The sequence below is a fragment of the Pseudomonas entomophila genome (assembly GCF_018417595.1).
In the GTDB taxonomy this organism is placed as follows: Bacteria; Pseudomonadota; Gammaproteobacteria; order Pseudomonadales; family Pseudomonadaceae; genus Aquipseudomonas; species Aquipseudomonas entomophila_C.
Window position 1 is genome coordinate 5,161,921 of record NZ_CP070982.1, and the last position, 24,357, is coordinate 5,186,277.

The 24,357-nt window shown below is 65.1% G+C and carries 22 protein-coding genes; 13 read left to right on the forward strand and 9 right to left on the reverse strand.

Translation table 11 applies throughout. The features are described 5' to 3' along the window. Window positions 1-2: 2 nt before the first annotated feature. The 3 genes from amn to JYG34_RS22655 form a co-directional block, all read right to left on the reverse strand. Window positions 3-1,466 (reverse strand): AMP nucleosidase, encoded by a 1,464-nt coding sequence (gene amn, locus JYG34_RS22645; RefSeq protein WP_213658422.1) that lies wholly within the window; start codon window positions 1,464-1,466, stop codon window positions 3-5. A gap of 159 nt (window positions 1,467-1,625) precedes the next feature. Further along, a complete protein-coding gene (locus JYG34_RS22650) occupies window positions 1,626-3,281 on the reverse strand; it encodes an acyl-CoA dehydrogenase family protein (RefSeq protein WP_213658423.1) in 1,656 nt (551 codons plus the stop codon). 427 nt (window positions 3,282-3,708) lie between these two features. Then, window positions 3,709-5,700 carry a sensor histidine kinase gene (locus JYG34_RS22655; protein WP_213658424.1) on the reverse strand — a complete coding sequence of 664 codons (1,992 nt, stop codon included), beginning with the start codon at window positions 5,698-5,700 and terminating at the stop codon, window positions 3,709-3,711. A 265-nt stretch (window positions 5,701-5,965) separates the two neighbouring features. Between JYG34_RS22655 and JYG34_RS22660 the strand changes: the two genes are divergently transcribed. The 8 genes from JYG34_RS22660 (at window position 5,966) to lnt (ending at window position 13,628) form a co-directional block, all read left to right on the forward strand. Continuing rightward, window positions 5,966-6,763, forward strand: coding sequence for a hydroxymethylpyrimidine/phosphomethylpyrimidine kinase (locus JYG34_RS22660; protein ID WP_213658425.1), 798 nt, complete (start codon window positions 5,966-5,968; stop codon window positions 6,761-6,763). A 14-nt stretch (window positions 6,764-6,777) separates the two neighbouring features. Further along, entirely contained in the window at window positions 6,778-7,401 is a 624-nt protein-coding gene (gene thiE / locus JYG34_RS22665; protein ID WP_213658426.1) for a thiamine phosphate synthase, read from the forward strand. Between the two features lie 17 nt (window positions 7,402-7,418). Next, window positions 7,419-8,702 (forward strand): glutamate-1-semialdehyde 2,1-aminomutase, encoded by a 1,284-nt coding sequence (hemL, locus tag JYG34_RS22670; protein ID WP_213658427.1) that lies wholly within the window; start codon window positions 7,419-7,421, stop codon window positions 8,700-8,702. Between the two features lie 190 nt (window positions 8,703-8,892). Beyond that, entirely contained in the window at window positions 8,893-9,438 is a 546-nt protein-coding gene (locus JYG34_RS22675; RefSeq protein WP_011535824.1) for a tetratricopeptide repeat protein, read from the forward strand. A gap of 332 nt (window positions 9,439-9,770) precedes the next feature. After that, a complete protein-coding gene (locus tag JYG34_RS22680) occupies window positions 9,771-10,769 on the forward strand; it encodes a PhoH family protein (protein ID WP_213658428.1) in 999 nt (332 codons plus the stop codon). Then, complete coding sequence (gene ybeY / locus JYG34_RS22685; RefSeq protein WP_213658429.1) at window positions 10,762-11,235, forward strand: rRNA maturation RNase YbeY; 474 nt, start codon at window positions 10,762-10,764, stop codon at window positions 11,233-11,235. Before JYG34_RS22680 ends, ybeY begins: the two co-directional genes overlap by 8 nt. A 27-nt stretch (window positions 11,236-11,262) precedes the next feature. Next, window positions 11,263-12,102: an HlyC/CorC family transporter gene (locus JYG34_RS22690; protein ID WP_213658430.1), complete on the forward strand. Its 840-nt coding sequence runs from the start codon at window positions 11,263-11,265 to the stop codon at window positions 12,100-12,102. Window positions 12,103-12,110: 8 nt separating this feature from the next. Then, window positions 12,111-13,628 carry an apolipoprotein N-acyltransferase gene (gene lnt / locus JYG34_RS22695; protein WP_213658431.1) on the forward strand — a complete coding sequence of 506 codons (1,518 nt, stop codon included), beginning with the start codon at window positions 12,111-12,113 and terminating at the stop codon, window positions 13,626-13,628. Window positions 13,629-13,746: 118 nt separating this feature from the next. Here lnt and JYG34_RS22700 read toward each other — a convergent pair whose 3' ends face one another. Together JYG34_RS22700 and JYG34_RS22705 are read right to left on the reverse strand one after the other, a co-directional pair. Beyond that, on the reverse strand, window positions 13,747-14,508 hold the full coding sequence (locus JYG34_RS22700; RefSeq protein ID WP_213658432.1) for a YdcF family protein: 762 nt from the start codon (window positions 14,506-14,508) through the stop codon (window positions 13,747-13,749). A 127-nt stretch (window positions 14,509-14,635) separates the two neighbouring features. Continuing rightward, window positions 14,636-14,950, reverse strand: a complete 315-nt coding sequence (locus JYG34_RS22705) for a hypothetical protein (RefSeq protein WP_213658433.1) — start codon at window positions 14,948-14,950, stop codon at window positions 14,636-14,638. Window positions 14,951-15,188: 238 nt separating this feature from the next. Between JYG34_RS22705 and leuS the strand changes: the two genes are divergently transcribed. The 5 genes from leuS to JYG34_RS22730 all read left to right on the forward strand — a co-directional run bounded on the left by leuS (window position 15,189) and on the right by JYG34_RS22730 (window position 21,249). Further along, entirely contained in the window at window positions 15,189-17,795 is a 2,607-nt protein-coding gene (gene leuS, locus JYG34_RS22710) for a leucine--tRNA ligase (RefSeq protein ID WP_213658434.1), read from the forward strand. A gap of 54 nt (window positions 17,796-17,849) precedes the next feature. After that, window positions 17,850-18,455, forward strand: a complete 606-nt coding sequence (lptE, locus tag JYG34_RS22715) for an LPS assembly lipoprotein LptE (RefSeq protein WP_213658435.1) — start codon at window positions 17,850-17,852, stop codon at window positions 18,453-18,455. A 37-nt stretch (window positions 18,456-18,492) separates the two neighbouring features. Then, window positions 18,493-19,530: a DNA polymerase III subunit delta gene (gene holA / locus JYG34_RS22720; protein WP_213658436.1), complete on the forward strand. Its 1,038-nt coding sequence runs from the start codon at window positions 18,493-18,495 to the stop codon at window positions 19,528-19,530. A gap of 178 nt (window positions 19,531-19,708) precedes the next feature. Next, complete coding sequence (gene arfA / locus JYG34_RS22725) at window positions 19,709-19,873, forward strand: alternative ribosome rescue factor ArfA (protein ID WP_011535834.1); 165 nt, start codon at window positions 19,709-19,711, stop codon at window positions 19,871-19,873. Window positions 19,874-19,935: 62 nt separating this feature from the next. Then, a complete protein-coding gene (locus JYG34_RS22730) occupies window positions 19,936-21,249 on the forward strand; it encodes a lytic murein transglycosylase (protein ID WP_213658437.1) in 1,314 nt (437 codons plus the stop codon). An 84-nt stretch (window positions 21,250-21,333) separates the two neighbouring features. Here the strand turns inward: JYG34_RS22730 and JYG34_RS22735 are convergent, their stop codons facing one another. The 4 genes from JYG34_RS22735 to JYG34_RS22750 all read right to left on the reverse strand — a co-directional run bounded on the left by JYG34_RS22735 (window position 21,334) and on the right by JYG34_RS22750 (window position 24,310). Beyond that, window positions 21,334-22,272 carry a S66 peptidase family protein gene (locus JYG34_RS22735; protein ID WP_213658438.1) on the reverse strand — a complete coding sequence of 313 codons (939 nt, stop codon included), beginning with the start codon at window positions 22,270-22,272 and terminating at the stop codon, window positions 21,334-21,336. 96 nt (window positions 22,273-22,368) lie between these two features. Then, the gene (gene lipA, locus JYG34_RS22740) at window positions 22,369-23,385 is read right to left on the reverse strand and encodes a lipoyl synthase (RefSeq protein WP_249746193.1); all 1,017 of its coding nucleotides are present in this window, start codon (window positions 23,383-23,385) and stop codon (window positions 22,369-22,371) included. Between the two features lie 2 nt (window positions 23,386-23,387). Next, window positions 23,388-24,035: a lipoyl(octanoyl) transferase LipB gene (lipB, locus tag JYG34_RS22745; protein WP_213658439.1), complete on the reverse strand. Its 648-nt coding sequence runs from the start codon at window positions 24,033-24,035 to the stop codon at window positions 23,388-23,390. Further along, the gene (locus JYG34_RS22750; RefSeq protein ID WP_213658440.1) at window positions 24,035-24,310 is read right to left on the reverse strand and encodes a DUF493 domain-containing protein; all 276 of its coding nucleotides are present in this window, start codon (window positions 24,308-24,310) and stop codon (window positions 24,035-24,037) included. Before JYG34_RS22750 ends, lipB begins: the two co-directional genes overlap by 1 nt. Window positions 24,311-24,357 lie beyond the last annotated feature (47 nt).

Below are 24,357 nucleotides of genomic sequence, written 5' to 3' on the forward strand. Positions count from 1 at the left end.
CCTCAGCGGAACGGCGGCTCATCGAAACTGCGCAGTTTACGCGAGTGCAGCGAGTTGAGCTCGGTGCGCAGCAGGTCGAGGGCGGCGATACCGATCTTCAGGTGCTGGCTGACCGCGCGGTTGTAGAACGCGTTGGCCGAACCCGGCAGCTTGATCTCGCTGTGCAGCGGCTTGTCGGACACGCACAGCAAGGTGCCGTACGGCACACGCAGACGGTAGCCCTGGGCGGCGATGGTGCCGCTCTCCATGTCCACGGCCACGGCGCGGGACAGGTTGATCAGCGGCCGCTCCTGGGCCCAGCGCAGCTCCCAGTTGCGGTCGTCGTAGGTTAGCACGGTGCCGGTGCGCAGGCGCTTCTTCAACTGATCGCCACGCTCGCCGGTGACCTGCGCCGCCGCCTCCTGCAGGGCCAGTTGCACTTCGGCCAGGGCCGGGATCGGGATGTTTGGCGGCACCACGCGGTCGAGGATGCCGTCACGGCGCATGTAGGCGTGGGCCAGTACATAGTCGCCTATGGTCTGCGACTGGCGCAGGCCGCCACAGTGGCCGATCATCAGCCAGCAATGCGGGCGCAGCACGGCCAGGTGGTCGGTGATGTTCTTGGCGTTTGAGGGGCCGACACCGATGTTGACCAGGGTGATGCCGTCGCCATCGGCGGCGATCAGGTGGTAGGCCGGCATCTGGTAGCGGTGCCAGACCACGCTGGCAACCAGCGCCTGGGCCTCGCCGTGGTCCATGCCTTTGTCGATGATCACGTTGCCCGGCAACACCATGCGCACGAAGCGCGGGTCCTCGCGCAACTGCTCCAGGCCGTGGCCGATGAACTGGTCGACATAACGGTGGTAGTTGGTGAGCAGGATCCACGGCTGCATATGTCGCCAGTCGCTGCCGGTGTAGTGCACCAGGCGGCGCAGGGAGAAGTCCACGCGGGCCGCGTCGAACAGCGCCAGTGGCAGCGTGTCGGCGCTCTCCCAATCGCACAAGCCGTCGGCGATGTTGTCGGTGGCCGCCGACAGGTCGGTGCTGGGGAACACCCGCGCCAGTTGCGCGGCGGTGATGCCGCTGCCGGCCAGTTCGTCGCCCTGGTCGACCACGTAGGGGTACGGGATGTTCTGCTCGCTGACGCCCACTTCCACGCTCACGGTGTAGTCGTGCATCAACGGGCGCAGTTGCTCCAGCAGGTAACTGCGGAAGGCCGCGGGCTGGGTGACGGTGACGCTGTAGGTACCGGCCACCTGGACCTTGGCATAGGCGCGGGTGGTGGCGGCGACTTCACCCAGGCTGTGGTAGGTGAGGCGCAGGGCCGGGTAGCGGAACAGCGCGCGCTCGGCCTCGGTCGGTTCGGTGCGGTCCTTGAGGTAGCGCTTGAGGGCCTGGCTCAAGGCCCCGGTGGCCTGTTCATGCAAGGCCGCCAGACGGTCGACGGCCTGTTCGGGGGTAGCAACGACTGCAAACGCTTGGCTCACGCTGGGCTTCCTGTCTTAGGGACATGCATGCCAGCCATCTTGCCTGCGTTCACGGGTAAATACACCCCCGGATGTCGGCCACCCGATCCCTGTGGAAGCCTCAGTGCTGTGTCGGCCTCACTGGCCTCTTCGCCGGCAAAGCCGGCTCCTACAGGAGATCTATGCACCGTTCCACACCGGTGTCGCACGCGCCACCAGTGCCGCTGCGTCCACGCCTCGCGGCAACGCGCCATACACCCGGCCGCTGCCGCCCAACCGGCTGCCGATGAAGGCATCGCTGACCGTCGCGTTGCCCGCTTCGAGCAGCAGCTTGGCCTGTAACGCCAGGGCAATGTCCTCGGTCAGCTGGCGTGCGCGGTACTGGATATCGCCGGTGTCGGCGAAGGCGCCTTTCAGGTTGCCGATGAACGCTGCCAGCCGCGCGTCGCCATGGCCATCCCCCAGTTCGCTGAACAACGCGTCGAGCACGCCCGGCTCCTTGGACAAAGCTCGCAGCACGTCCAGGCACTGCACGTTGCCCGAACCCTCCCAGGTGGAGTTGACCGGTGCTTCGCGGTACAGCCGTGGCAGGATGCTGTCCTCGACATAACCAGCGCCCCCCAGGCACTCGGCGGCTTCGTTGATCATTCCCGGCGCCCGCTTGCAGATCCAGTACTTGCCCACCGCCGTCACCAGCCGAGAGAAGTGCGCCTGCTGCGGATCGTCCAGTTGATCCAGCGCCTGGCCCATGCGCAGGCTCAGGGCCAGCGCGGCCTCGCTCTCCAGCGCCAGGTCGGCCAGCACGTTCTGCATCAACGGTTGCTCGTTGAGCACACGGCCACCGACCTTGCGGTGCGCGCAGTGATGCGCCGCATGGGTCAGGGCCTGGCGCATCAGCGCACTGGAGCCGACCATGCAGTCGAAACGGGTCATGGCCACCATCTCGATGATGGTCGGCACGCCCCGCCCCTCCTCGCCGATCATCCACGCCAAGGCGCCACGGAACTCCACTTCGCTGGAGGCGTTGGAGCAGTTGCCGAGTTTGTTCTTCAGGCGCTGGATATAGAACTGGTTGCGCTGGTCGTCGGGGCGGTGGCGCGGCAGCAGGAAACAGCTCAGGCCCTTTTCGGTCTGTGCCAGGGTGAGGAAGGCGTCGCACATGGGCGCCGAGCAGAACCACTTGTGCCCCACCAGCTCGTAGGGCTGGCCCGGGCCCGGCGCGCCCACCGGGTAGGCGCGGGTGGTGTTGGCCCGCACATCGGTCCCCCCCTGTTTCTCGGTCATGGCCATGCCAAGGGTGACCCCGGCCTTGTGCCGGTCGCCAATGTTGCGGGGGTCGTACGCTCGGGCAAGGATCTTCGGCAACCAGTAGCCAGCCAACTCCGGCTGCAACCGCAGCGCCGGCACGGCGGCGAAGGTCATGGTCAGCGGGCAACCGGTGCCGGCCTCGGCCTGGCTGTGCAGGTAGGTCATCGACGCGCGCGCCACGTGGGCACCTGCGCGCGGCTCGGCCCAGGGCAGGGACGGCAGGCCATGTTCGACAGCCGTGCGCATCAGCTCATGGTAGGCGGGATGAAACTCAACCAGGTCGATGCGATGGCCATAGCGGTCGTGGCTGCTGAACTCAGGTTTGTGCGCATTGGCGAGAAACCCCGCGGCCATCAGCGGGCCACCGGCCAGGGCACCGTATGCGTCGATGCGGGACTCGGCCCAGCCAGCACCGAAACGCCGCGACCACTCCTGCAGCGGCAGGTCGAGGCGGTAGAGATTGGCACCGTCCAGCGACGGCGGCTGGTTGGTGACTTCGTGGGTTTCAGCGAACTGGTGCAGGTTCATCGGGGCCTCCTGGTTCCGGTCGTGCCTGAAAGCCCCAGTGAAGCACCGCTGCCCGGTGAGTCAAAGTGACAAAACGGACTACATGGGGGGTGCTTCGTCGGGAGAATTGCCGCGGGCATGAGATCGAGCGCCGCCCGCGCGGCGCATCGCGGATGAATCCGCTCCTACACGTTTGTTTCGGGCCAGTCACGCCTGGGAGGTTACCGGTGACCGCCTTGTTGGCAAGACGCGGTTTATCGGCTGGCGCTACCGTCGCCTCGCCCCATTCAAGCCATGCGCCAAGGCTGACAACCATGGCTTCACGGATGCGGCACGTTGCAACCAATGTAGGAGCGGATTCATCCGCGATGCGCCGCGCGAGCGGCGCTCGATCTAAAGAGCGCCGCAAGGCTGCCGCCCACCTGGCAGCCAACAAGGCCTTGCCCCATTAGAATCGATTCAAGCCAGAAGCCACCCGGGCTGGCGGCAACTGCACCTGCGCGACCGCCAACGTCAGGCTCAACTCGAATCGGCTGCCCAACCCTGGCGTGGACTCGTGGGACAACGTCGCCTCGATCAACTCCCCCAGTTGCCGACAGATCGACAGCCCGACCCCCAACCCGCCGTAGCGCCGGGTCATCGACCCATCCACCTGAGCGAACCGCTGGTACAGCACCGCCTGGTCCAGGTCGTCGAAGCCGATGCCGCTGTCGCTGATGGTAATGCTCAAGGCCAGGCTGTCCGGCCCGGTACGACGGCCTCGCACCTGCACGGTAACGCCCCCCTGATGGGTGAACTTCAGGCCGTTGTCCACCAGACAGGCCACGCAGCGCGCAAGCTTTTGCGCATCGCCCACCAGGCTGTCGGGCAGGTCGGCAGGCACATCGAGGCTCAGGTAAAGGCCTTTGGCCAGGGCCTGGCTGGCGTAACCCGCGCGCAGCTCCTGCATCAAGCGCCGCAGGCTGAACGGTCCGTTCTGGTTGCGCAGGTGGCCGGCCTGCAGCTCGGTGAGGATGAGAATGTCGTCGACCATCGCCATCATGTCCTGGGCAGAGCCGGTGGCGGTGCGGTGATACTGGGCCTGCTCCGCGCTCATGGGCAGGGTGTGCAGCAGCTCGAGCGAGCCGATAACGCCGTTCATCGGCGTGCGCAGTTCGTGGGTCACGGTGGCCAGGAACTCATCCTTGAGCCGGTTGCTGCGGGCCAGTTGCAGGTTCATCTGCTCCAGAGTACGGCCAGTCTCGCGCAGGGTCTGGGCCTGTTGCTCGCGCAGGCTGTTGATGCGGTCGGCCAGGGCCAGCGACAGCAACGCCACCTCCAGCGCCGAACCCAGCTGGCTGGCGTACATGGTGATGAACAGGTTCGGCAGGTAGCCCAGCACCATCAAGGTGTTGACCAGCCCACCCAACAGGAAGGCGGTCCAGGCGATGATGAACCAGCGCGCCACCCGCAGCCCGCGCCACCAGGCATACAGCCCGGCGCTGAAGATGCTCACGGTGAACAACAGCGCCAGCAGCGTGGCCATGCGCAGCGCCACGCCGTAGCGCAGGGTCAGCGCCAGGACCATGACCAGGCCGCCGCCGGCCATCAGCACCATCAGCAGGCGATCGAAACCTCGGCTCAAGCGCCCCAGTTGCAGGAAGTGACGGGCGAACTGGCAACCAAACAGACCGGCGGCGCCAATGAAGAACGGGGTCGCGGCATTGGCCCACCAGGGGCTGTCCGGCCAGAAATAGGCGATACCGGCGCCATTGACCGACACCTGATAGAGGCCGAACGAGGCGATGTACAGGATGTAGTAGAGGTAGCTGACATCGCGCACGCTGAGGTAGATGAACAGGTTGTAGGCCAGCATCACCAGCAGCACGCCGTAGATCATCCCCAGCACGTACAGGCGGGTGGGTTGGTCCTCGAGATAGGTTTCGGCCGACCACAGGGTCAGCGGCGCCTGGATCGAACCCTGGCTGTGCAGGCGCAGGTAGGCGGTGGTCGACTGGCCAGGGCGCATGGGCAGCGCGAACAGGTAGTTGTTCTGGCGGATCTGCCGGCTGGCGTAAGGCAGTGCGTCACCGGTGCGCTGGGCCAGGTGGTAGGTTCCCTGCTCATCCGGCAGGTAGAGCTCCAGGTGGTCGAGGGGCGGATAGGCCAGTTCCAGCAGCCATTGGCGCGGCGCGGCGGAAGGAGGGGCGGCGTAGTCGAGGTCGATGCGCAACCAGAATACCGAGGTCGAATAACCGGCGTTCAACACCTCGTCCTGATGTTGCACGAAGTGGTTGGCAAAAGCGGGAGCGCTGACCTGGGTGATCGTGGCGTTACCATCGTGGTCCTCGTAGACCAGCATGGAACGGCCCAGCGGCAGACGCCCGGTGCTGTCGTCGAATTCGACCGCCCCGGCGAGCAAGGGCAAGCAGCCCAGAAGCACAATCAGCAAATAGCGCATACAGCCCCAGCATGGCCTGTCCAGTCGCGTCGCGGTTGCCTCCTTTCCCTTTGAGACGACGTGATCCGGCAGAGCCCGTTTATCGAGTTATCCGAGCACTCTAGCATAGCTTTCCGGCATGGCCAGAGGCCACTGCGAATTTGCATGCAGAAGCTCTAGCATGCAGCTTTCAGAGACCCACACAATTACATCCTGACCACTTGATCAACAAATCTTGCGCAGCGACCGATCCGCGCAAAAAGGTTTGGTGATAAGCTCGCCGACCATGAATACCTACAGCTCCCGCCCCGTTGTCCTCTGTCTGTCCGGCCACGACCCCAGTGGTGGCGCCGGCCTGCAGGCAGATATCGAAGCCCTGCTCGCCCAGGGCTGTCACGCCGCGCCTGCCGTGACCGCCCTGACCGTGCAGGATACCGTCAACGTTTCCGACTTCCGCGTGCTCGACCGCGAGTGGGTGCTGGCCCAGGCCAACGCCGTGCTGGCCGACTCCACGGTGGCCGCGGTCAAGCTGGGCATGCTCGGCTCGATCGAGATGGTCGACACCGTCGCCGAACTGCTGGCCGCGCACCCGCATCTGCCGTTGGTCTGCGACCCGGTGCTGCGCGCTGGCGGCGGCGGCCGCCTGGGCAAGGACGAGGTCGGCTACGCCCTGCGCGAGCGCCTGCTGCCCCTGGCCACCATCGCCACGCCGAACCTGCCGGAAGCGCGTATCCTCGCGGAGCTGCCGGACGGCACGGCGGACGAATGCGCCGAGAAACTGCTGCCGTTCTGTAGACACCTGCTGATCACCGGCGGTCACGGCGACGAGACCGAAATCCACAACCGCCTGTACAGCCGCGACGGCCAGTCGCACACCTGGACCTGCCAGCGCCTGCCAGGCAGCTACCACGGCTCGGGCTGCACCCTGGCCAGCGCCCTGGCCGGTCGCCTGGCCCTCGGCGAGCAGCTGGAAAGCGCCGTGCGCAGCGCCCTGGACTACACCTGGCGCACCCTGCGTGACGCCGAGCAACTGGGCAAGGGCCAGTACGTGCCGCGCCGCCTGCCCCTGGATTTCTGCTCCTGACACGAGGCCACCCGATGACGCTCCGCGGTCTGTATGCCATCACCGACAGCCAGCTGCTTGCCGGCCGTTTCCTCAGCCACGTCGAGGCGGCGCTCGAAGGCGGCGTCCGCCTGCTGCAGTACCGCGACAAGAGCGACGACGCCGGGCGCCGCCTGCGTGAAGCCGAAGGCCTGCAGAAGCTCTGCGAGCGCTACGGCACACAGCTGATCATCAACGACGACGCCGAACTGGCCGCGCGCCTGGGTGTCGGTGTGCACCTGGGGCAGACCGACGGCCCCCTGACACCGGCCCGCGCCCTGCTCGGCCGCCAGGCGATCATCGGTTCCACCTGCCACGCCAGCCTCAAGCTCGCCGAGCAGGCCGCCAGCGAAGGTGCCAGCTATGTCGCCTTCGGCCGCTTCTTCAATTCCGTCACCAAGCCGGGCGCCCCGGCCGCCAGCCTCGAACTGCTGGAGCAGGCCCGTGCCCACGTGAAACTGCCGATCGCGGTGATCGGCGGCATCACCCTCGACAACGCCGCCCCGCTGGTCGCCCATGGCGCCGACCTGCTGGCGGTGATCCACGGCTTGTTCGGTGCCGACAGCGCGCAGGAAGTCACCCGCCGCGCCCGTGCCTTCAACGCCCTGTTCGCCTCCTGATTTCGAGAGAAGATCCCATGTCCCGTTCCGAATCCCTGTTCAAAGAAGCCCAGAAGCACATCCCCGGCGGGGTGAACTCGCCCGTGCGTGCCTTCAAGAGCGTTGGCGGCACCCCGCTGTTCTTCAAGCACGCCGAAGGCGCCTATGTCGTCGACGAGGATGACAAGCGCTATGTCGACTACGTTGGTTCCTGGGGCCCGATGATCCTTGGCCACGGCCACCCGGACGTGCTGGACGCCGTGCGCCGGCAGCTGGAACACGGCCTGTCGTACGGCGCGCCGACCGCCATGGAAACCGAAATGGCCGACCTGGTCTGCTCGATCGTGCCGTCGATGGAGATGGTGCGCATGGTCAGCTCCGGCACCGAAGCGACCATGAGCGCCATTCGCCTGGCCCGTGGCTACACCGGCCGCGACGCCATCATCAAGTTCGAGGGTTGCTACCACGGTCACTCCGACAGCCTGCTGGTCAAGGCCGGTTCCGGCCTGCTGACACAAGGTGTACCGAGCTCGGCCGGCGTGCCGGCGGACTTCGCCAAGCACACCCTGACGCTGCCGTTCAACGACATCGCCGCAGTCGAGAAGACCCTCGCCGAAGTCGGCCAGACCGTGGCCTGCATCATCGTTGAGCCAGTGGCCGGCAACATGAACTGCGTGCCACCGGCGCCGGGCTTCCTCGAAGGCCTGCGCGAGCAGTGCGACAAGCATGGCGTGGTGCTGATCTTCGATGAAGTGATGACCGGTTTCCGCGTATCGCTGGGCGGTGCCCAGGGTCACTACGGCATCACCCCGGACCTGTCGACCTTCGGCAAGATCGTCGGTGGCGGCATGCCGGTCGGCTGCTTCGGTGGCAAGCGCGAGATCATGGGCTGCATCGCCCCGCTGGGCCCGGTCTACCAGGCTGGCACCCTGTCGGGCAACCCGCTGGCCATGGCTGCCGGCCTGACCACCCTCAAGTTGATCAGCCGCCCCGGCTTCCACGACGAACTGACGGCCTTCACCAGCCGCATGCTCGACGGCCTGCAGCAACGCGCCGATGCCGCAGGCGTACCGTTCGTCACCACGCAGGCGGGTGCCATGTTCGGCCTGTACTTCAGCGGCGCCGACGACATCGTCACCTTCGACGACGTGATGGCCAGCGACGCGGAACGTTTCAAGCGTTTCTTCCACCTGATGCTTGAAGGTGGCGTGTACCTGGCCCCGAGTGCCTTCGAGGCTGGCTTCACCTCCATCGCCCATGGCGACAAGGAGCTGCAGATCACCCTGGATGCGGCCGAGCGCGCCTTCGCCAAGCTCAAGTGACCTGGCCCTGTTCGCCGGCTTGCCGGCGAACAACCCTCGACGTGTGACCCCGTTCACACAGCCACGCCGAAGCTGTCCCTCCTTCCATGAGGCAGAAATTCGAGTAAATCTTTGTAAGGTTGGCGCTGCTTATCCCATAATGTGCCACCAGAGATATTGGCCGCAGCTTTGCAGAGGTAAGTCGATCCCCATGAACCGCACCGGCCGCGCCCTGACCCTGGGCTGCCTGTTGCTACTTCAGCCCCTGCTGGCCCTGGCGGAGGGCGGTAACTCGTTGCTGATTCCAGCGACGGGCCGCTGCACCCTCAATACAGCGCCCGAAGAACTGGAGAGCGCCCTGAAGGCCTGCGAGCGGACGGCGGAATCCGGGGATGCCGAGGCGCAATACGAACTGGGCGAGTTCTACTACAGCGGTACGCCACGTCACCTCGACTTCGCCCTCAAATGGTTCGAGAAGGCCTCGCTGCAGGGCCAGGCCCAGGCGCAGTACCGTCTAGGTTCGATGTTCTTCCATGGCGAAGGCGTCAAGGCCAACAACGTGCAGGCCTACATCCTGCTGAAAATGGCCGCGGTCAACGGGGCGGAGGACGCCCTGGACATGGCCGACGAAGTCACCGAGCAAATGCCCCGCGACGAACTCGAACACGCCACCCAGGTGCTCGGCCAGATCTTCCGCAAATACCTGCTCGAATTGCAGAACGCCGAAGGGCGCACACCCTTTTCGCCCTTGCCCTGAGCCCTCGCCTTCACCGTATCGTCAACTTCCACTGCCACAATCCATTGCAGGCGGGCAAACGGCGTTGGTGTCTTCGGCCGCATTGCGAGGCAAGGCCCCCTTGACTTGGCACGACCTCTGTAGGAGCGGCTTTAGCCGCGATCACCCGCGAAGCGGGTGCCACGCCTGCATCGCGGCTAAAGCCGCTCCTACAAAGGGCGGCGCTAGCAGGCTTGAATGCGAAGGCGCCAGCACAGGGCTACACCCCTTGATCGTTTCAGTGCTTTCGCCACTGCCATTCAAGGGTTATTCTTGAGTTCACATCCATCGCCGTCGAGCGGCTAGAAACGACCTTGAACGCACCCATACAACCCCATCGTTTCATCCTCGAACCTTTCGAGGCCCACCGTTTCGCCAACCTGTGCGGCCAGTTCGACGAGCACCTGCGCCTGATCGAACAGCGCCTGGCCATCGAGATCCGCAACCGCGGCAATCAATTCGAACTGATCGGCGAACCCAAGACCACTTCCGCAGCGGAACAGCTGTTGCGCCGTCTCTACCGAGAGACCCAGGCCAGCGACCTGTCACCGGAAACCGTCCATCTCTACCTCCAGGAGTCGGCCGTCGAGCACATCGACAATCCGGCCGTCAACGAGGTCAGCGTCTCGCTGCGCACGCGCAAGGGCAACATTCGTCCACGCGGGCTCAACCAGCAGCGCTACGTCAAGGAAATCCTGGCCAACGACATCAACTTCGGCATCGGCCCGGCCGGTACCGGCAAGACGTATCTGGCTGTGGCCTGCGCCGTCGACGCCCTGGAGCGCGAGCAGGTGCGGCGCATCCTGCTGGTGCGCCCGGCGGTCGAGGCTGGCGAGAAGCTTGGCTTCCTGCCCGGTGACCTGGCACAGAAAATCGACCCGTATCTGCGCCCGCTCTATGACGCACTCTACGAAATGCTCGGCTTCGAACACGTGGCCAAACTGATCGAGCGCCAGGTGATCGAGATCGCCCCGCTGGCCTACATGCGCGGCCGCACGCTCAACAACAGCTTCATCATCCTCGACGAAAGCCAGAACACCACCCTCGAGCAGATGAAGATGTTCCTCACCCGCATCGGCTTCGGCTCGACCGCGGTGATCACCGGCGACATCACCCAGGTCGACCTGCCCCGTGGCACCAAGTCGGGCCTGGCCCACGTGATCGAGGTGCTCAAGGACGTGCCGGGCATCAGTTTCACCCATTTCCAGCCCAAGGACGTGGTACGCCACCCGCTGGTGCAGCGTATCGTCGAAGCCTACGACCGCTTCGAAGCCCGTCAGTCGAAGCCCGAGGCAACCGGCAAAGATGCTTGAACTCGACCTGCAACGGGCCACGGACGCCGCCGCCCCCGATGACACCGCCTTCCGCCGCTGGTGCGAGCTGGCCCTGCGCCAGCGTACAGCCGACTCGGAGATGACCATCCGCCTGGTCGACGAGATTGAAGGCCGCGAGCTGAACCACACTTACCGGCACAAGGACTACGCGACGAACGTGCTGTCCTTCCCCGCCGACGTGCCCGACGACCTGCTCGACATTCCGCTGCTGGGTGACCTGGTGATCTGCGTGCCGGTGGTCGAGCGCGAAGCCCGGGAACAGGGCAAGTCGCTCGAGGCGCACTGGGCGCACCTGGTCATCCATGGCTGCCTGCACCTGCTCGGCTACGACCACATCGAAGACGATGAGGCCGAGGAGATGGAAGCGCTGGAACGAGAATTGCTGGCGGAACTGGGTCACCCGGACCCGTACGCCGACGACGAAACCGATTCAATCACACACTGAACACTGCAAGGATCACGAGTAACCGCCATGAGCGAAGATCGATCGAGCAACGGGCAAAAGTCCTGGCTGGGTAAACTGACCCAGGCTTTTGCCCATGAGCCGAAAAACCGCCAGGAGCTCCTCGAGCTGCTGCGCGAAGCCCATCAGAACAAGCTGCTCGACAGCGAAGCGCTGACCATCGTCGAGGGTGCCATCCAGGTCGCCGACCTGCAGGTGCGCGACATCATGGTGCCGCGCTCGCAGATGATCAGCATCAAGGCCAGCCAGTCGCCACGCGAGTTCCTGCCGGCGGTGATCGACGCCGCGCACTCGCGCTACCCGGTGATCGGCGAGAGCCACGACGATGTGCTCGGCATCCTGCTCGCCAAGGACCTGCTGCCACTCATCCTCAAAGAGAACGGTGACAGTTTCAATATCAAGGACCTGCTGCGCCCAGCCACCTTCGTGCCCGAATCGAAGCGCCTGAACGTGCTGCTGCGCGAGTTCCGTGCCAACCACAACCACATGGCCATCGTCATCGACGAATATGGCGGCGTGGCGGGCCTGGTGACCATCGAGGACGTGCTCGAGCAGATCGTCGGCGACATCGAGGACGAGCATGACGTCGAGGAGGACAGCTACATCAAGCCATTGCCCAGCGGCGACTTCCTGATCAAGGCGCTTACGCCCATCGAGAACTTCAACGCGTTCTTCGACAGCGCATTCTCCGATGACGAGTTCGACACCGTCGGCGGCCTGGTCATGAGCGCCTTCGGCCACCTGCCCAAGCGCAACGAAACCACCGAAATCGGCAGCTACCGCTTCCGTATTCTCAATGCCGACAGTCGCCGGATACACTTGCTGCGCCTGACACCGATCACCCGCTAAGGAACGACATGCGCTGGATCACCCGCCCCGGCTGGCCCGGTAACCTGCTGGCCCTGGCGGCCGGCGCCTCCACCCTCCTGGCCCTGGCACCCTTCGACATCTGGCCGCTGGCCCTGCTGTCCCTGGCCCTGTTCTACGCCGGCCTGCGCGAGCTGAGCCCGCGCCGGGCCCTGGGCCGTGGCTGGTGCTTCGGTTTCGGCCTGTACGGTGCCGGCACCTGGTGGATCTACGTCAGCATGAACACCTACGGTGGCGCCTCGCCGCTGTTGGCGATTGCCCTGCTGGTGGCGTTCTTCGCCTGCCTGGCGTTCTTCTTCGCCCTGCCCGCCTGGCTCTGGGCGCGCTGGCTGCGGCGCGACGAGGCGCCATTGGCCGATGCCCTGTGCTTCGCCGCCCTGTGGCTGTTGCAAGAGGCCTTCCGCGGCTGGTTCCTCACCGGCTTCCCCTGGCTCTACGCCGGCTACAGCCAACTCGACGGCCCACTGGCCGGCCTCGCCCCGCTGGGCGGAGTCTGGCTGATCTCCTTCGCCCTGGCACTCACCGCCGCCCTGCTGTGCAACCTCCACCGCCTGCGCGAACGCCGTTCGTTCCTGGCCGTGGGCGTGCTGTTGCTGGTGGCGCCCTGGATCGTCGGCCTGGCCCTCAAGGACCACGCCTGGACCAAGCCGGCGGGCGACCCGCTGAAGGTCGCCGCCCTGCAGGGCAATGTGGAGCAGGACCTGAAATGGGACCCGGCGCACGTCAATGCGCAACTGGCGCTGTACCGCGACATGAGCTTCAGCTCGAAACCCGTCGACCTGCTGGTCTGGCCGGAAACTGCGGTCCCCGTGCTCAAGGACCAGGCCCAAGGCTACATCGACATGATGGGCGGCTTTGCCGCCGAGCGGCATTCGGCGCTGATCACTGGCGTGCCGGTGCGCCAGGAAGTGCGCCACCAGCGCCGCTATTTCAACGGCATCACCGTGACCGGCGAGGGCGACGGCACCTACCTCAAGCAGAAGCTGGTGCCGTTTGGTGAGTACGTGCCATTGCAAGACATGCTGCGCGGGCTGATCGAGTTCTTCAACCTGCCGATGTCGGACTTCGCCCGCGGCCCCGAGGACCAGCCACTGCTGCAGGCCAAGGGCTACCAGATCGCGCCGTACATCTGCTACGAAGTGGTCTACCCGGAGTTCGCCGCCAGCCTGGCGGCGCGCAGCGACCTGCTGCTGACCATCAGCAACGACACCTGGTTCGGCACCTCGATCGGCCCGCTGCAACACCTGCAGATGGCCCAGATGCGTGCGCTGGAGGCCGGTCGCTGGATGATCCGCGCCACCAACAACGGCGTGACGGCGCTGATCGACCCGTTTGGCCGGATCACCGCGCAAGTGCCGCAGTTCCAGCGAGCGGTACTGTATGGCGAGGTGGTGCCGATGCAGCAACTCACGCCTTACCTGCAATGGCGTTCGTGGCCGCTGGCGATCGTCTGCGCGTTGCTGCTGGGCTGGGCGCTGCTCGCGGGGCGAATCGCCAAGACCGTCTAACCGGCAACACCCCTGTAGGAGCGACTTCAGCCGCGATCACCCGCGAAGCGGGTAGCAGGCGCCGCGTCGCCTGCATCGCGGCTAAAGCCGCTCCTACAGAGATCGCGTACGCCAGGCATCAATAGAACAACCGATACCCCAGCAGCCCCACCGCTTCATTCAGCAACTGCCCGCTCTGCCACATTGCCCGCCCTTCCGGCAGTAATCCGCCAAATGGCCGCGCATGCTCCTGCCCGAGGAAGCCCACCGGGGCTGGCAGCACCTCGAACCCCGCCCGCTCGAAGCTCCAGCGAGAGCGCTGCATATGCCAGGCCTGGGTCACGACCACCACACGACGAATACCCAACGGCTGCAGCAGCTTCGCCGTGAAGTCGGCATTCTCCCAGGTGGTACGGCTGGCCTCTTCCTTCCAGGCGACCTTCACCCCGAAATCGGCCTCCAGGCGATCAGCCATCAACTGCGCCTCACTGGGCGGCGTGCCGTAGTGCAAGCCGCCACTGGTCACCACCGGCAACCCGGAAGCCTTGGCCAACTGCGCAGCAAAGCGCATGCGCTCCAGCGCGACATAGGTCGGCTGGTCCGAGCCGCCCCAGGCTGGATCGCCCCGTTCACGTCCGGCGCCAAGGACCACGATGGCATCGGCTTTCTTCGCCAGCTCTTTCCAAGCGACCAGTTCAAGGGACGGTTCGGTCTCCAGCGCCCGTGCCGCCTGCTCCACCGCCAGCGGCATGCTCATCAGCCACAGCCCACCCAATCCAACGGTGAAACAGAAGGCCGCCAGGCGCGGACGTCGCCGTCGCCACCACCAGGCGGCCAGCAGCAGGAGCAGGAGCAGGCCCGGGGGCATCAACCATTGTTTGATGAAAAAGCGAATCGGCATGACATACCTCCATGGAAGGCATGCAGCCTAAGAGGATCGGCGCCGGGCCTCAAGGGCGACCGGCACCGATCGGAGCGTGTTGTATCGAAGAACCGGCGCGTTGCCCTGCGCCTGCAACCCTGAACGGCTATCGGGACGGCAGCGTCCTGGATCTGGCTGGAGCGGTTGAACGCTTTCTATCCTTGAGCCAGATGATCCTGGCCGTGGACTGTTCCGGCTGCGTATACGCACCGGCGCTGGCATGACGGCCTTCCGGGAGCGATTCCAGGTAGGCCTTGATTACCTCGAACTCGGCGTGGCTCAGACCACGTAACTCCAGTTCGGCGGGCATCTCATCGCGCAATCGTACCGATGTCCTGGCAATTTCCAGTGCCAGGCCCAGGCGGTCGATCAGGCGCTCGTACAGCTCCGGTTTGTTTGCAGGTAGTTGCGACTCTCCCATCCGTTCACCTCATTGAAGGTAAGAATTTCTCCCCCCACAAAAGAGCTTAGCGTCGCTGGCAAAAGCAGCCGTCCGTCACGACCAACGGCCCGCGCGGCGCGCGATGCAAACTGGGTTTCCCACGACGCGCGACGCTCATGTATGCTACGGCGTTCACTCTATTACGACACCGGAGTGCCGGACGCAGCGAGGTCGCGCTGCCTGGAACATGTCTCTTATCTCTCAATACAAAGTAGCCATGCACGAACAATACACACCCCGTGATGTAGAAGCCGCCGCCCAGAATGCCTGGGACGAGCAACAATCGTTCGCTGTTACCGAACAGCCAGGCAAAGAGACTTACTACTGCCTATCGATGTTCCCGTACCCGAGCGGCAAGCTACACATGGGCCACGTGCGCAACTACACCATCGGCGACGTGATTGCCCGCTACCAGCGCATGCTCGGCAAGAACGTCCTGCAACCGATGGGCTGGGACGCCTTCGGCATGCCGGCGGAAAACGCCGCGATGAAGAACAACGTCGCCCCGGCCAAGTGGACCTACGAGAACATCGACTACATGAAGACCCAGCTCAAGAGCCTGGGCCTGGCCATCGACTGGTCGCGTGAAGTCACCACCTGCAAGCCGGACTACTACCGCTGGGAACAGTGGCTGTTCACCCGCCTGTTCGAAAAAGGCGTGATCTACCGCAAGAACGGCACTGTCAACTGGGACCCGGCCGACCAGACCGTACTGGCCAACGAGCAGGTCATCGACGGCCGTGGCTGGCGTTCGGGCGCGCTGATCGAGAAGCGCGAGATCCCGATGTACTACTTCCGCATCACCGACTACGCCGACGAGTTGCTGGAAAGCCTCGACGAGCTGCCGGGCTGGCCCGAGCAGGTCAAGACGATGCAACGCAACTGGATCGGCAAGTCGCGCGGCATGGAGGTGCAGTTCCCGTACGACCAGGCCAGCATCGGCCATGAAGGCACCCTGAAGGTCTTCACCACCCGTCCGGACACGCTGATGGGCGCCACCTACGTGGCCGTCGCCGCCGAACACCCGCTGGCCACCCAGGCCGCCCAGGGCAATGCGGCGCTGCAGGCGTTCATCGACGAGTGCAAGAGCGGCAGCGTCGCCGAGGCCGACATGGCCACGCAGGAGAAGAAGGGCATGGCCACTTCCCTGTTCGTCGAGCACCCGCTGACCGGCGAGAAGCTGCCGGTATGGGTCGCCAACTATGTGCTGATGCACTACGGCGACGGCGCGGTGATGGCCGTACCGGCCCACGACGAGCGCGACTTCGAGTTCGCCCACAAGTACAACCTGCCGGTCAAGGCGGTGGTGCGCACCAGTGCCGGTGACGACGTCGGCAGCGAATGGCTGGCCGCCTACGGCGAGCACGGCCAGCTGATCAACTCCGGCGAGTTCGACGGCCTGGACTTCCAGGGCGCCTTCGACGCCATCGAAGCCGCGCTGATCCGCAAGGACCTGGGCAAGTCGCGCACCCAGTTCCGCCTGCGCGACTGGGGCATCAGCCGCCAGCGCTACTGGGGTTGCCCGATCCCGATCATCCACTGCCCGTCCTGCGGCGACGTGCCGGTTCCGGAAGATCAACTGCCGGTGACTCTGCCGGAGAACGTGGTGCCGGACGGCGCCGGTTCGCCGCTGGCGCGCATGCCCGAATTCTATGAGTGCACCTGCCCGAAATGCGGCAGCGCGGCCAAGCGCGAAACCGACACCATGGACACCTTCGTCGAGTCGTCCTGGTACTTCGCCCGCTACGCCTCGCCAAACTACGACAAGGGCCTGGTCGACCCGAAAGCGGCCAACCACTGGCTGCCGGTTGACCAGTACATCGGCGGTATCGAGCACGCCATCCTGCACCTGCTGTACGCGCGCTTCTTCCACAAGCTGATGCGTGACGAAGGCCTGGTAACCTCGAACGAGCCGTTCAAGAACCTGCTGACTCAAGGCATGGTGGTCGCCGAAACGTACTACCGTGTCGCCAGCAACGGCGGCAAGGACTGGTTCAACCCGGCCGACGTCGAGGTCGAGCGCGACGCGAAAGCCAAGATCATTGGCGCGCGCCTGAAAACCGACGGCCTGCCGGTGGAAATCGGCGGCACCGAGAAGATGTCGAAATCGAAGAACAACGGCGTCGACCCACAGTCGATGATCGAGCAGTACGGTGCCGACACCTGCCGCCTGTTCATGATGTTCGCCTCGCCGCCCGACATGAGCCTGGAATGGTCCGACTCCGGTGTCGAAGGCGCGAGCCGCTTCCTGCGCCGCGTCTGGCGCCTGGCCCAGGCCCACGTGGCACAGGGCCTGCCGGGCCAGCTGGACATCGCCGCCCTGAGCGACGAGCAGAAAGTCATCCGCCGCGCCATCCACGCCGCGATCAAGCAAGCCAGCACCGACGTGGGCCAGTTCCACAAGTTCAACACCGCCATCGCCCAGGTGATGACCGTGATGAACGTGCTGGAGAAGGCCCCCCAGGCCAGCGCTCAGGATCGCGCCTTGCTGCAGGAAGGCCTCGAGGCCGTCACCCTGCTGCTGGCGCCGATCACCCCGCACATCTCCCACGAACTGTGGAAGCAGTTGGGCCATGAACAAGCGGTGATCGACGCGACCTGGCCGAGCGTCGACGAAAGCGCCCTGGTGCAGGACACCGTGACGCTGGTGGTGCAGGTCAACGGCAAGCTGCGTGGCCAGGTGGAAATGCCTGCCGCCGCCAGCCGAGAAGAGATCGAAGCCGCCGCCCGCAACAACGAGAACGTCCTGCGTTTCACCGATGGCCTGACCATCCGCAAGGTCATCGTGGTACCGGGCAAACTGGTCAACATCGTCGCCAATTGATGGCAACGCCCACCCGCACGGGTGGGCGTATTCGGCCCACGAGGGAGCTACAACATGATCAAACGCAATCTGCTGGTAATGGGCCTCGCTGTACTGCTGAGCGCCTGCGGTTTCCAGCTGCGCGGCACTGGCACCACCGAACTGACCATCAAGGAACTGGACCTCAGCGCCCGTAACGCCTATGGCGACACGGTCAAGCAACTGCGCACCACGCTGCAGAACAGCGGCGTGAAGGTCTACAGCGGCGCGCCTTACAAGCTCGTGCTTACCAACGAGCAGGAAACCCAGCGCGCGGCAACCTACACCGGCGGTTCCCGTTCGGCGGAATACGAGCTGACCACCGTGCTCAACTATGCAATCGAAGGCCAGAACGACAGCGTTCTGCTGGAAGACAAACTGCAAGTGCAGAAGTACTACGTGTACGACGGCAACAACATCACCGGCTCCGGCCAGGAAGCCACCCAGGTTCGCAACGAGATTCGCCGTGACCTGGTGCAAGGCATGATGGTACGCCTGCAGCAGCTGACTCCAGCTCGCCTCGACGACCTGCAGCGCAAGGCCGACGAACGTGCCCAGGCTGAAGCACGCGCCCTGCAGGAAGCGCAACGCATCCAGGACGAGACGCCCCAGCAATCGCCGCTGGAAGTCCCGGCCAAGTGAGCCGGAGCGGGGTGCCAGAGCCACCCCGCCTTTCTCTATGAAACTGTCCCCCGCCCAACTCAACAAGCACCTGCAAGGCCAGCTCGCGCCCGTGTACATCGTCAGCGGTGACGACCCGCTGCTGTGCCAGGAGGCCGCTGATGCCATCCGCGGCGCCGCGCGCCAGCAGGGCTTCGATGAGCGCCAGGTGTTCAGCGCCGACGCCAACTTCGACTGGGGCAACCTGCTCCAGGCCGGCGCCAGCCTGTCATTGTTCGCCCAGCGCCGCCTGCTGGAACTGCGCCTGCCCTCCGGCAAGCCGGGTGACAAAGGCGCCGCCGCGCTGATGAAGTATTGCGCCAGGCCCGCCGAAGACACGCTGCTTCTGATCAGCCTGCCCAAGCTTGACGGCAGTGCGCAGAAAACCAAGTGGGGCAAGGCACTGATCGAGGGCGAACACTGCCAGTTCGTGCAGATCTGGCCGGTGGACGCACAGCAGTTGCCGCAGTGGATCAGCCAACGCCTGTCGCAGGCCGGCCTGTCGGCCCAGCGCGACGCGGTCGACCTGATCGCCGCGCGGGTGGAAGGCAACCTGCTGGCTGCTGCCCAGGAAATCGAGAAGCTCAAGCTGCTCGCCGAAGGCAACCAGATCACCGTCGAAACCGTCCAGGCCGCCGTCGCCGACAGCGCCCGCTTCGATGTCTTCGGCCTGGTCGACGCCATTCTCAACGGTGAAGCGGCCCATGCCCTGCGCATGCTCGAGGGCTTGCGCGGCGAAGGTGTCGAGCCGCCGGTCATACTCTGGGCCCTGGCCCGTGAGTTGCGTCTGCTGGCTGGGCTGGCCCTGCAATTCAGCCAGGGCGTCCCGCTCGACAAGGCTTTCAGCCAAGCCCGGCCACCGGTGTGGGACAAGCGCCGCCCCCTCGTGAGCAAGGCCCTGCAACGCCTTTCGGCGCAGCGCTGGGCGATGCTGCTGCAGGATGCCCAGCGCATCGACGCGCAGATCAAGGGGCAGGCCGAAGGGTCACCCTGGACCGGCCTGACCCGGTTGTCGCTGCTGATGGCAGGGCAACGCCTGGCCCTCCCGTCTGAGTAGGAGCGGCTTCAGCCGCGATCACCCGCAAAGCGGGTGTCACATACCGTGTCGCATTCTTCGCGGGTAAACCCGCTCCTACAGGGACCGCTGCTGCCGCACCATATACACAATCAATTGGCCCTCTACCGCCAACAAGCCTAGAGTCCGCCGCGAAATCCACCCCGACCGGGAACCCACCATGAGCAAGAAACCGAAGAAGCACGGCCCCAACAAGGCCAAGTCGATCATCGCCCAACCGCTGTTCCGCTGCCGCCAGGAACAACCGAACAAGGGCAAAGGCAGCTACCGCCGCGAAGCCTTCCAATCGAGAGATTGGGAGGCTTCTTGCTTTATGGCCGCCTGAAAGGGCATGAAAAGCGCAGGCATGGTATGGTCGGCACCTGACCTGCAATTCTGGATCTGTGCATGCCCTCTCGTCTCACTCTACGCTGGCAACCGCGCCAGCTGATCGCTGCCACCAGCTTCATCCTGCTCGTCGCCTGCGCGGAGAAACCCACCGCCGCGGACGCCCTGCCGCTGGCACCTGCCCAGCCCGCCCCGGTCGTCACCCTGCCCAGCGCCACACCTGAAGCCAGCACCGAAATCCAGCCGTTGCAGACCTTCGCCCAATGGCAGGCAGGCTTCCGCCAGCAAGCCCTGCAAGCCGGTATCAGCCCCAGCCTGTTCGATCGCGCCTTCCTCGGCGTCACCCCGGACATGGACGTGATCAAGGCCGACCGCAGCCAACCCGAGTTCACCCGCCCGGTCTGGGAGTATCTCGACGGCGCCCTGTCGCCCCTGCGCGTGCGCAACGGCAAGAAGCTGCTGGAACAGAACAGCGAACTGCTGAGCCGTATCGAACAGCGCTACGGCGTCGACCGCCAGGTGCTGGTCTCGGTCTGGGGCATGGAAAGCAACTTCGGCCAGTTCCAGGGCAGCAAGTCGGTGATCCGCTCGCTGGCCACCCTCGCCTACGAAGGCCGTCGCCCGCAATTCGCCCAGGACCAGCTGATCGCCGCCCTGCAGATCCTGCAGAACGGCGATATCCCGCCCGACGCCATGCGCGGCTCCTGGGCCGGCGCCATGGGCCAGACCCAGTTCATCCCGACCACCTACCTGACGCATGCCGTGGACTTCGACGGCGACGGTCGCCGCGACATCTGGAACAGCACTGCCGACGCCCTGGCGTCGACCGCCCACTATCTTCAAGCCTCCGGCTGGAAGCGTGGCCAGCCTTGGGGCTTCGAGGTGCAGGTGCCGGCCGGCTTCGACTTCTGGCTGGCCGACGGCAGCCAACGCAAGAGTGTCAGCGAGTGGCTGCAATTGGGCGTGAAATTGCCCGCCGGCACCCAACTGCCCGCTGGCAGCAGCCAGTTGTCCGCCGCACTGCTGTTGCCGGCTGGCGCACGCGGCCCGGCATTCCTGGTGCTGGACAACTTCCGCGCCATCCTCAAGTACAACAACTCGTCTTCATATGCGTTGGCGGTGAGCCTGCTGGGGGATCGTTTCTACGGTTGGGGGTTTATCGCCGGCAGTTGGCCCAAGGACGACCTGCCGCTGAGCCGCAGCGAGCGTATCGAGTTGCAGACGCTGCTCAATGCCAACGGGCATGAGGCGGGCAATGCTGACGGGATCATCGGTGCCAATACCCGCAAGGCCATCCGCAACGCGCAGCAAGCGCAGGGCTGGCCGGCGGATGGCTACCCAACGCACAAGCTGCTCGATAGCCTGCGTCGTTGAGACCTGTTCGCCGGCAAGCCGGCTCCTGCATGTACCTGTAGGAGCTGGCTTGCCGGCGATGGCCGCAAAGCGGCCCCGACCACTTCAAGCCTTGAACAATCCCTGCTCCAGCACCACCCTCTGCTGGCCGGCATCCAGCCGCACCCTCGCCCCCAGCGGCAGGCACACATTCGGATCACAATGCCCACTGCGCCACCCCGCCAGCACCGGTACCCCAAGCGGCCCGAAGATATCCAGCAGCAACGGCGTCAATGATGCGACCGTAATTCCCGCGAAGTCGCCTACCAACACACCTCGCACGCCCTCCAGCCTGCCTGCCAGGCGCAGCTGGGTCAGCAGGCGGTCCACCCGGTAAAGCGGCTCGTTGACGTCCTCGATGAACAGGATGCCGTCCCGGATATCGATTTCCGCCAGCGTGCCCATCGTGGCACCCAGCATCGACAGGTTGCCCCCCACCAGGCGCCCGGAGGCCACTCCAGGCACCACCGTGGTGAGCGGGAAGGCTGCCGGGTGGCCAATCGCATCGCCTGCCTCCAGGCGTCCGCACAGCTGCTCAAGCAACGAATCGACGGTAGGCTCGAGCTTCCCACCCAGCAAGTCGGCGTTGAGCATCGCCCCGTGGAAGGTAACCAGGCCCGAATACCGGTTGATGGCCGTATGCAAGGCAGTGATATCGCTATAGCCGATCAGCGGCTTGGGATGGCGGCGAATCAACTCGAAATCGAGGGCATCGAGCAGGCGCATGCTGCCATAGCCGCCACGCATGCAGAGGATGGCGTCGACGTCGGGATCGCGAAAGGCATCGTGCAGGTCCTGGAGGCGCTGCTGGTCGCTGCCCGCCAGGTAACCATCCGCCTGGCTTACCCCGGGATAGAGACGGCAGCGGTAGCCCCGCCGTTCGAACCACTGGCGTGCCTTGTCGGCGTCCACCCGCGCCGGCCCCGCCGGCGCGACGATGGCGAAACAGGCATTGTCGGGCAATGCCTTGGGCAACAGGGATTCAACGGTCTCCACACAATTCATCGCGCCACTCCTTGCAGCTTGTCGCTTGAAACTTGCAGCTAAAAAAAAGCCGATGCCGCCTCACGGCGCGCATCGGCATGGTCGCTCAAGCTCGCGTCAGAGCTTGATCTTGGCTTTGTGGGCCTGCTGGTCGGCGTGGTACGACGAACGCACCAGCGGGCCGGAGGCGACGTTCTTGAAGCCCATCTTGTAGCCTTCCTCGGCGAACCAGGCAAAGGTGTCCGGGTGGACGAAGCGCTGTACCGGCAGGTGGTTGCGCGACGGTTGCAGGTACTGGCCCAGGGTCAGCATGTCGATGTCGTGTTCACGCATGCGGTGCATGACCTCGATGACTTCCTCGTCGGTCTCGCCCAGGCCCAGCATCAGGCCGGACTTGGTCGGTACGTGCGGGACCATCTGCTTGAACTTCTGCAGCAGGTCCAGCGACCAGTCGTAGTCCGAACCCGGACGCGCGGCCTTGTACAGGCGCGGCACGGTCTCGAGGTTGTGGTTGAACACGTCCGGCGGGGTCTGCGCGGTGATCTCCAGCGCCACGTCCATGCGCCCGCGGTAGTCCGGGACCAGGGTCTCCAGCTGCACGCCCGGCGACAGCGCGCGGATCTCGCGGATGCAGTCGGCGAAGTGCTGGGCGCCACCGTCACGCAGGTCATCGCGGTCCACCGAAGTGATCACCACGTACTTCAGGCGCAGGTCGGCGATGGCGATGGCCAGGTTTTTCGGTTCATCCAGGTCCAGCGGCTTTGGTCGGCCGTGGCCAACGTCGCAGAACGGGCAGCGACGGGTGCAGATGTCGCCCATGATCATGAACGTGGCGGTACCGCCGGAGAAGCACTCGCCCAGGTTCGGGCAGGAGGCCTCCTCGCAGACGCTGTGTAGCTTGTGCTTGCGCAGCAGTTGCTTGATACGGTCGACTTCCGGCGAAACCGGGATGCGCACGCGAATCCAGTCAGGTTTTTTCGGGAGTTCTTCGGTGGGGATGATCTTCACCGGGATACGCGCCACCTTCTCGGCGCCGCGCAGCTTCACGCCGGCCTCGACTTTCTTCGGGGCGGGGCGGGGGGTGACGTCTTGCGTCGGGATCAGGTTCGGCACGGCTTCTTGCACAGTTGTCATAATCAGTCGATTCCGCCCGTCAGGGTCGTCTGCTCAGCATAGTCGAGGTGCCTGACCAGCTGTCCGCGCAGCCTTGTCCTGACCTCGTCGAGTTCGATCGGGCCTGCCAGGTCGCGCAGCTGGGTCATGGCCAGCCCCGCATACCCACAGGGGTTGATTCGGCGGAATGGCGCAAGGTCCATGTCCACGTTCAGGGCAAGGCCGTGGAAGGAACGGCCGTTGCGAATTCGAAGGCCAAGGGACGCGATCTTCGCGCCATCGACATAGACGCCAGGGGCATCGGGCTTGGCCACGGCCTGCACGCCGTAGCTGGCGAGCAGGTCGATCAGGGTCTGCTCGATGCGGCTGACCAGTTCGCGCACGCCAATGCTCAGGCGGCGCACGTCCAGCAGCAGGTAAGCCACCAGCTGGCCAGGGCCATGATAAGTGACCTGGCCGCCGCGGTCGGTCTGCACCACCGGGATCTCGCCCGGGATCAGCAGGTGCTCGGCCTTGCCGGCCTGCCCCTGGGTGAAGACCGCAGGGTGCTCCACCAGCCAGATTTCGTCCTGGCTGTCGGGGCCACGTTGCTCGGTAAAGCGACGCATGGCCTCCAGCACCGGTTCATAGGGCTGCAGGCCAAGATCGCGAAAACCGAGAACGCCGGGCATCACAGCACCATTTTCACGATGCCGGTGGCACGCAGTGCACTGTTGATGTCGTGCAGCTGGTTCTCGCTTTCGGCAACGATATGCAGTTGCACCGTGGTGTACTTGCCTTCCTTGCTCTGGCGCTCGGCCAGGGTCGACAGGTCGACCTTGGCGTGCTTGCTGAGGATCTCGATCACGGTGTCACGGAAACCGACAACGGTGTCGCCGATCACCTTGATCGGGTAATCCTCGCAGGGGAATTCGATTTTGTGCGACTTGACGTCAGGTTCGCTCATGGCGGAAACGGCCTCGTAAGCCGTGGCAGCAACAACGCCCCCGCCTG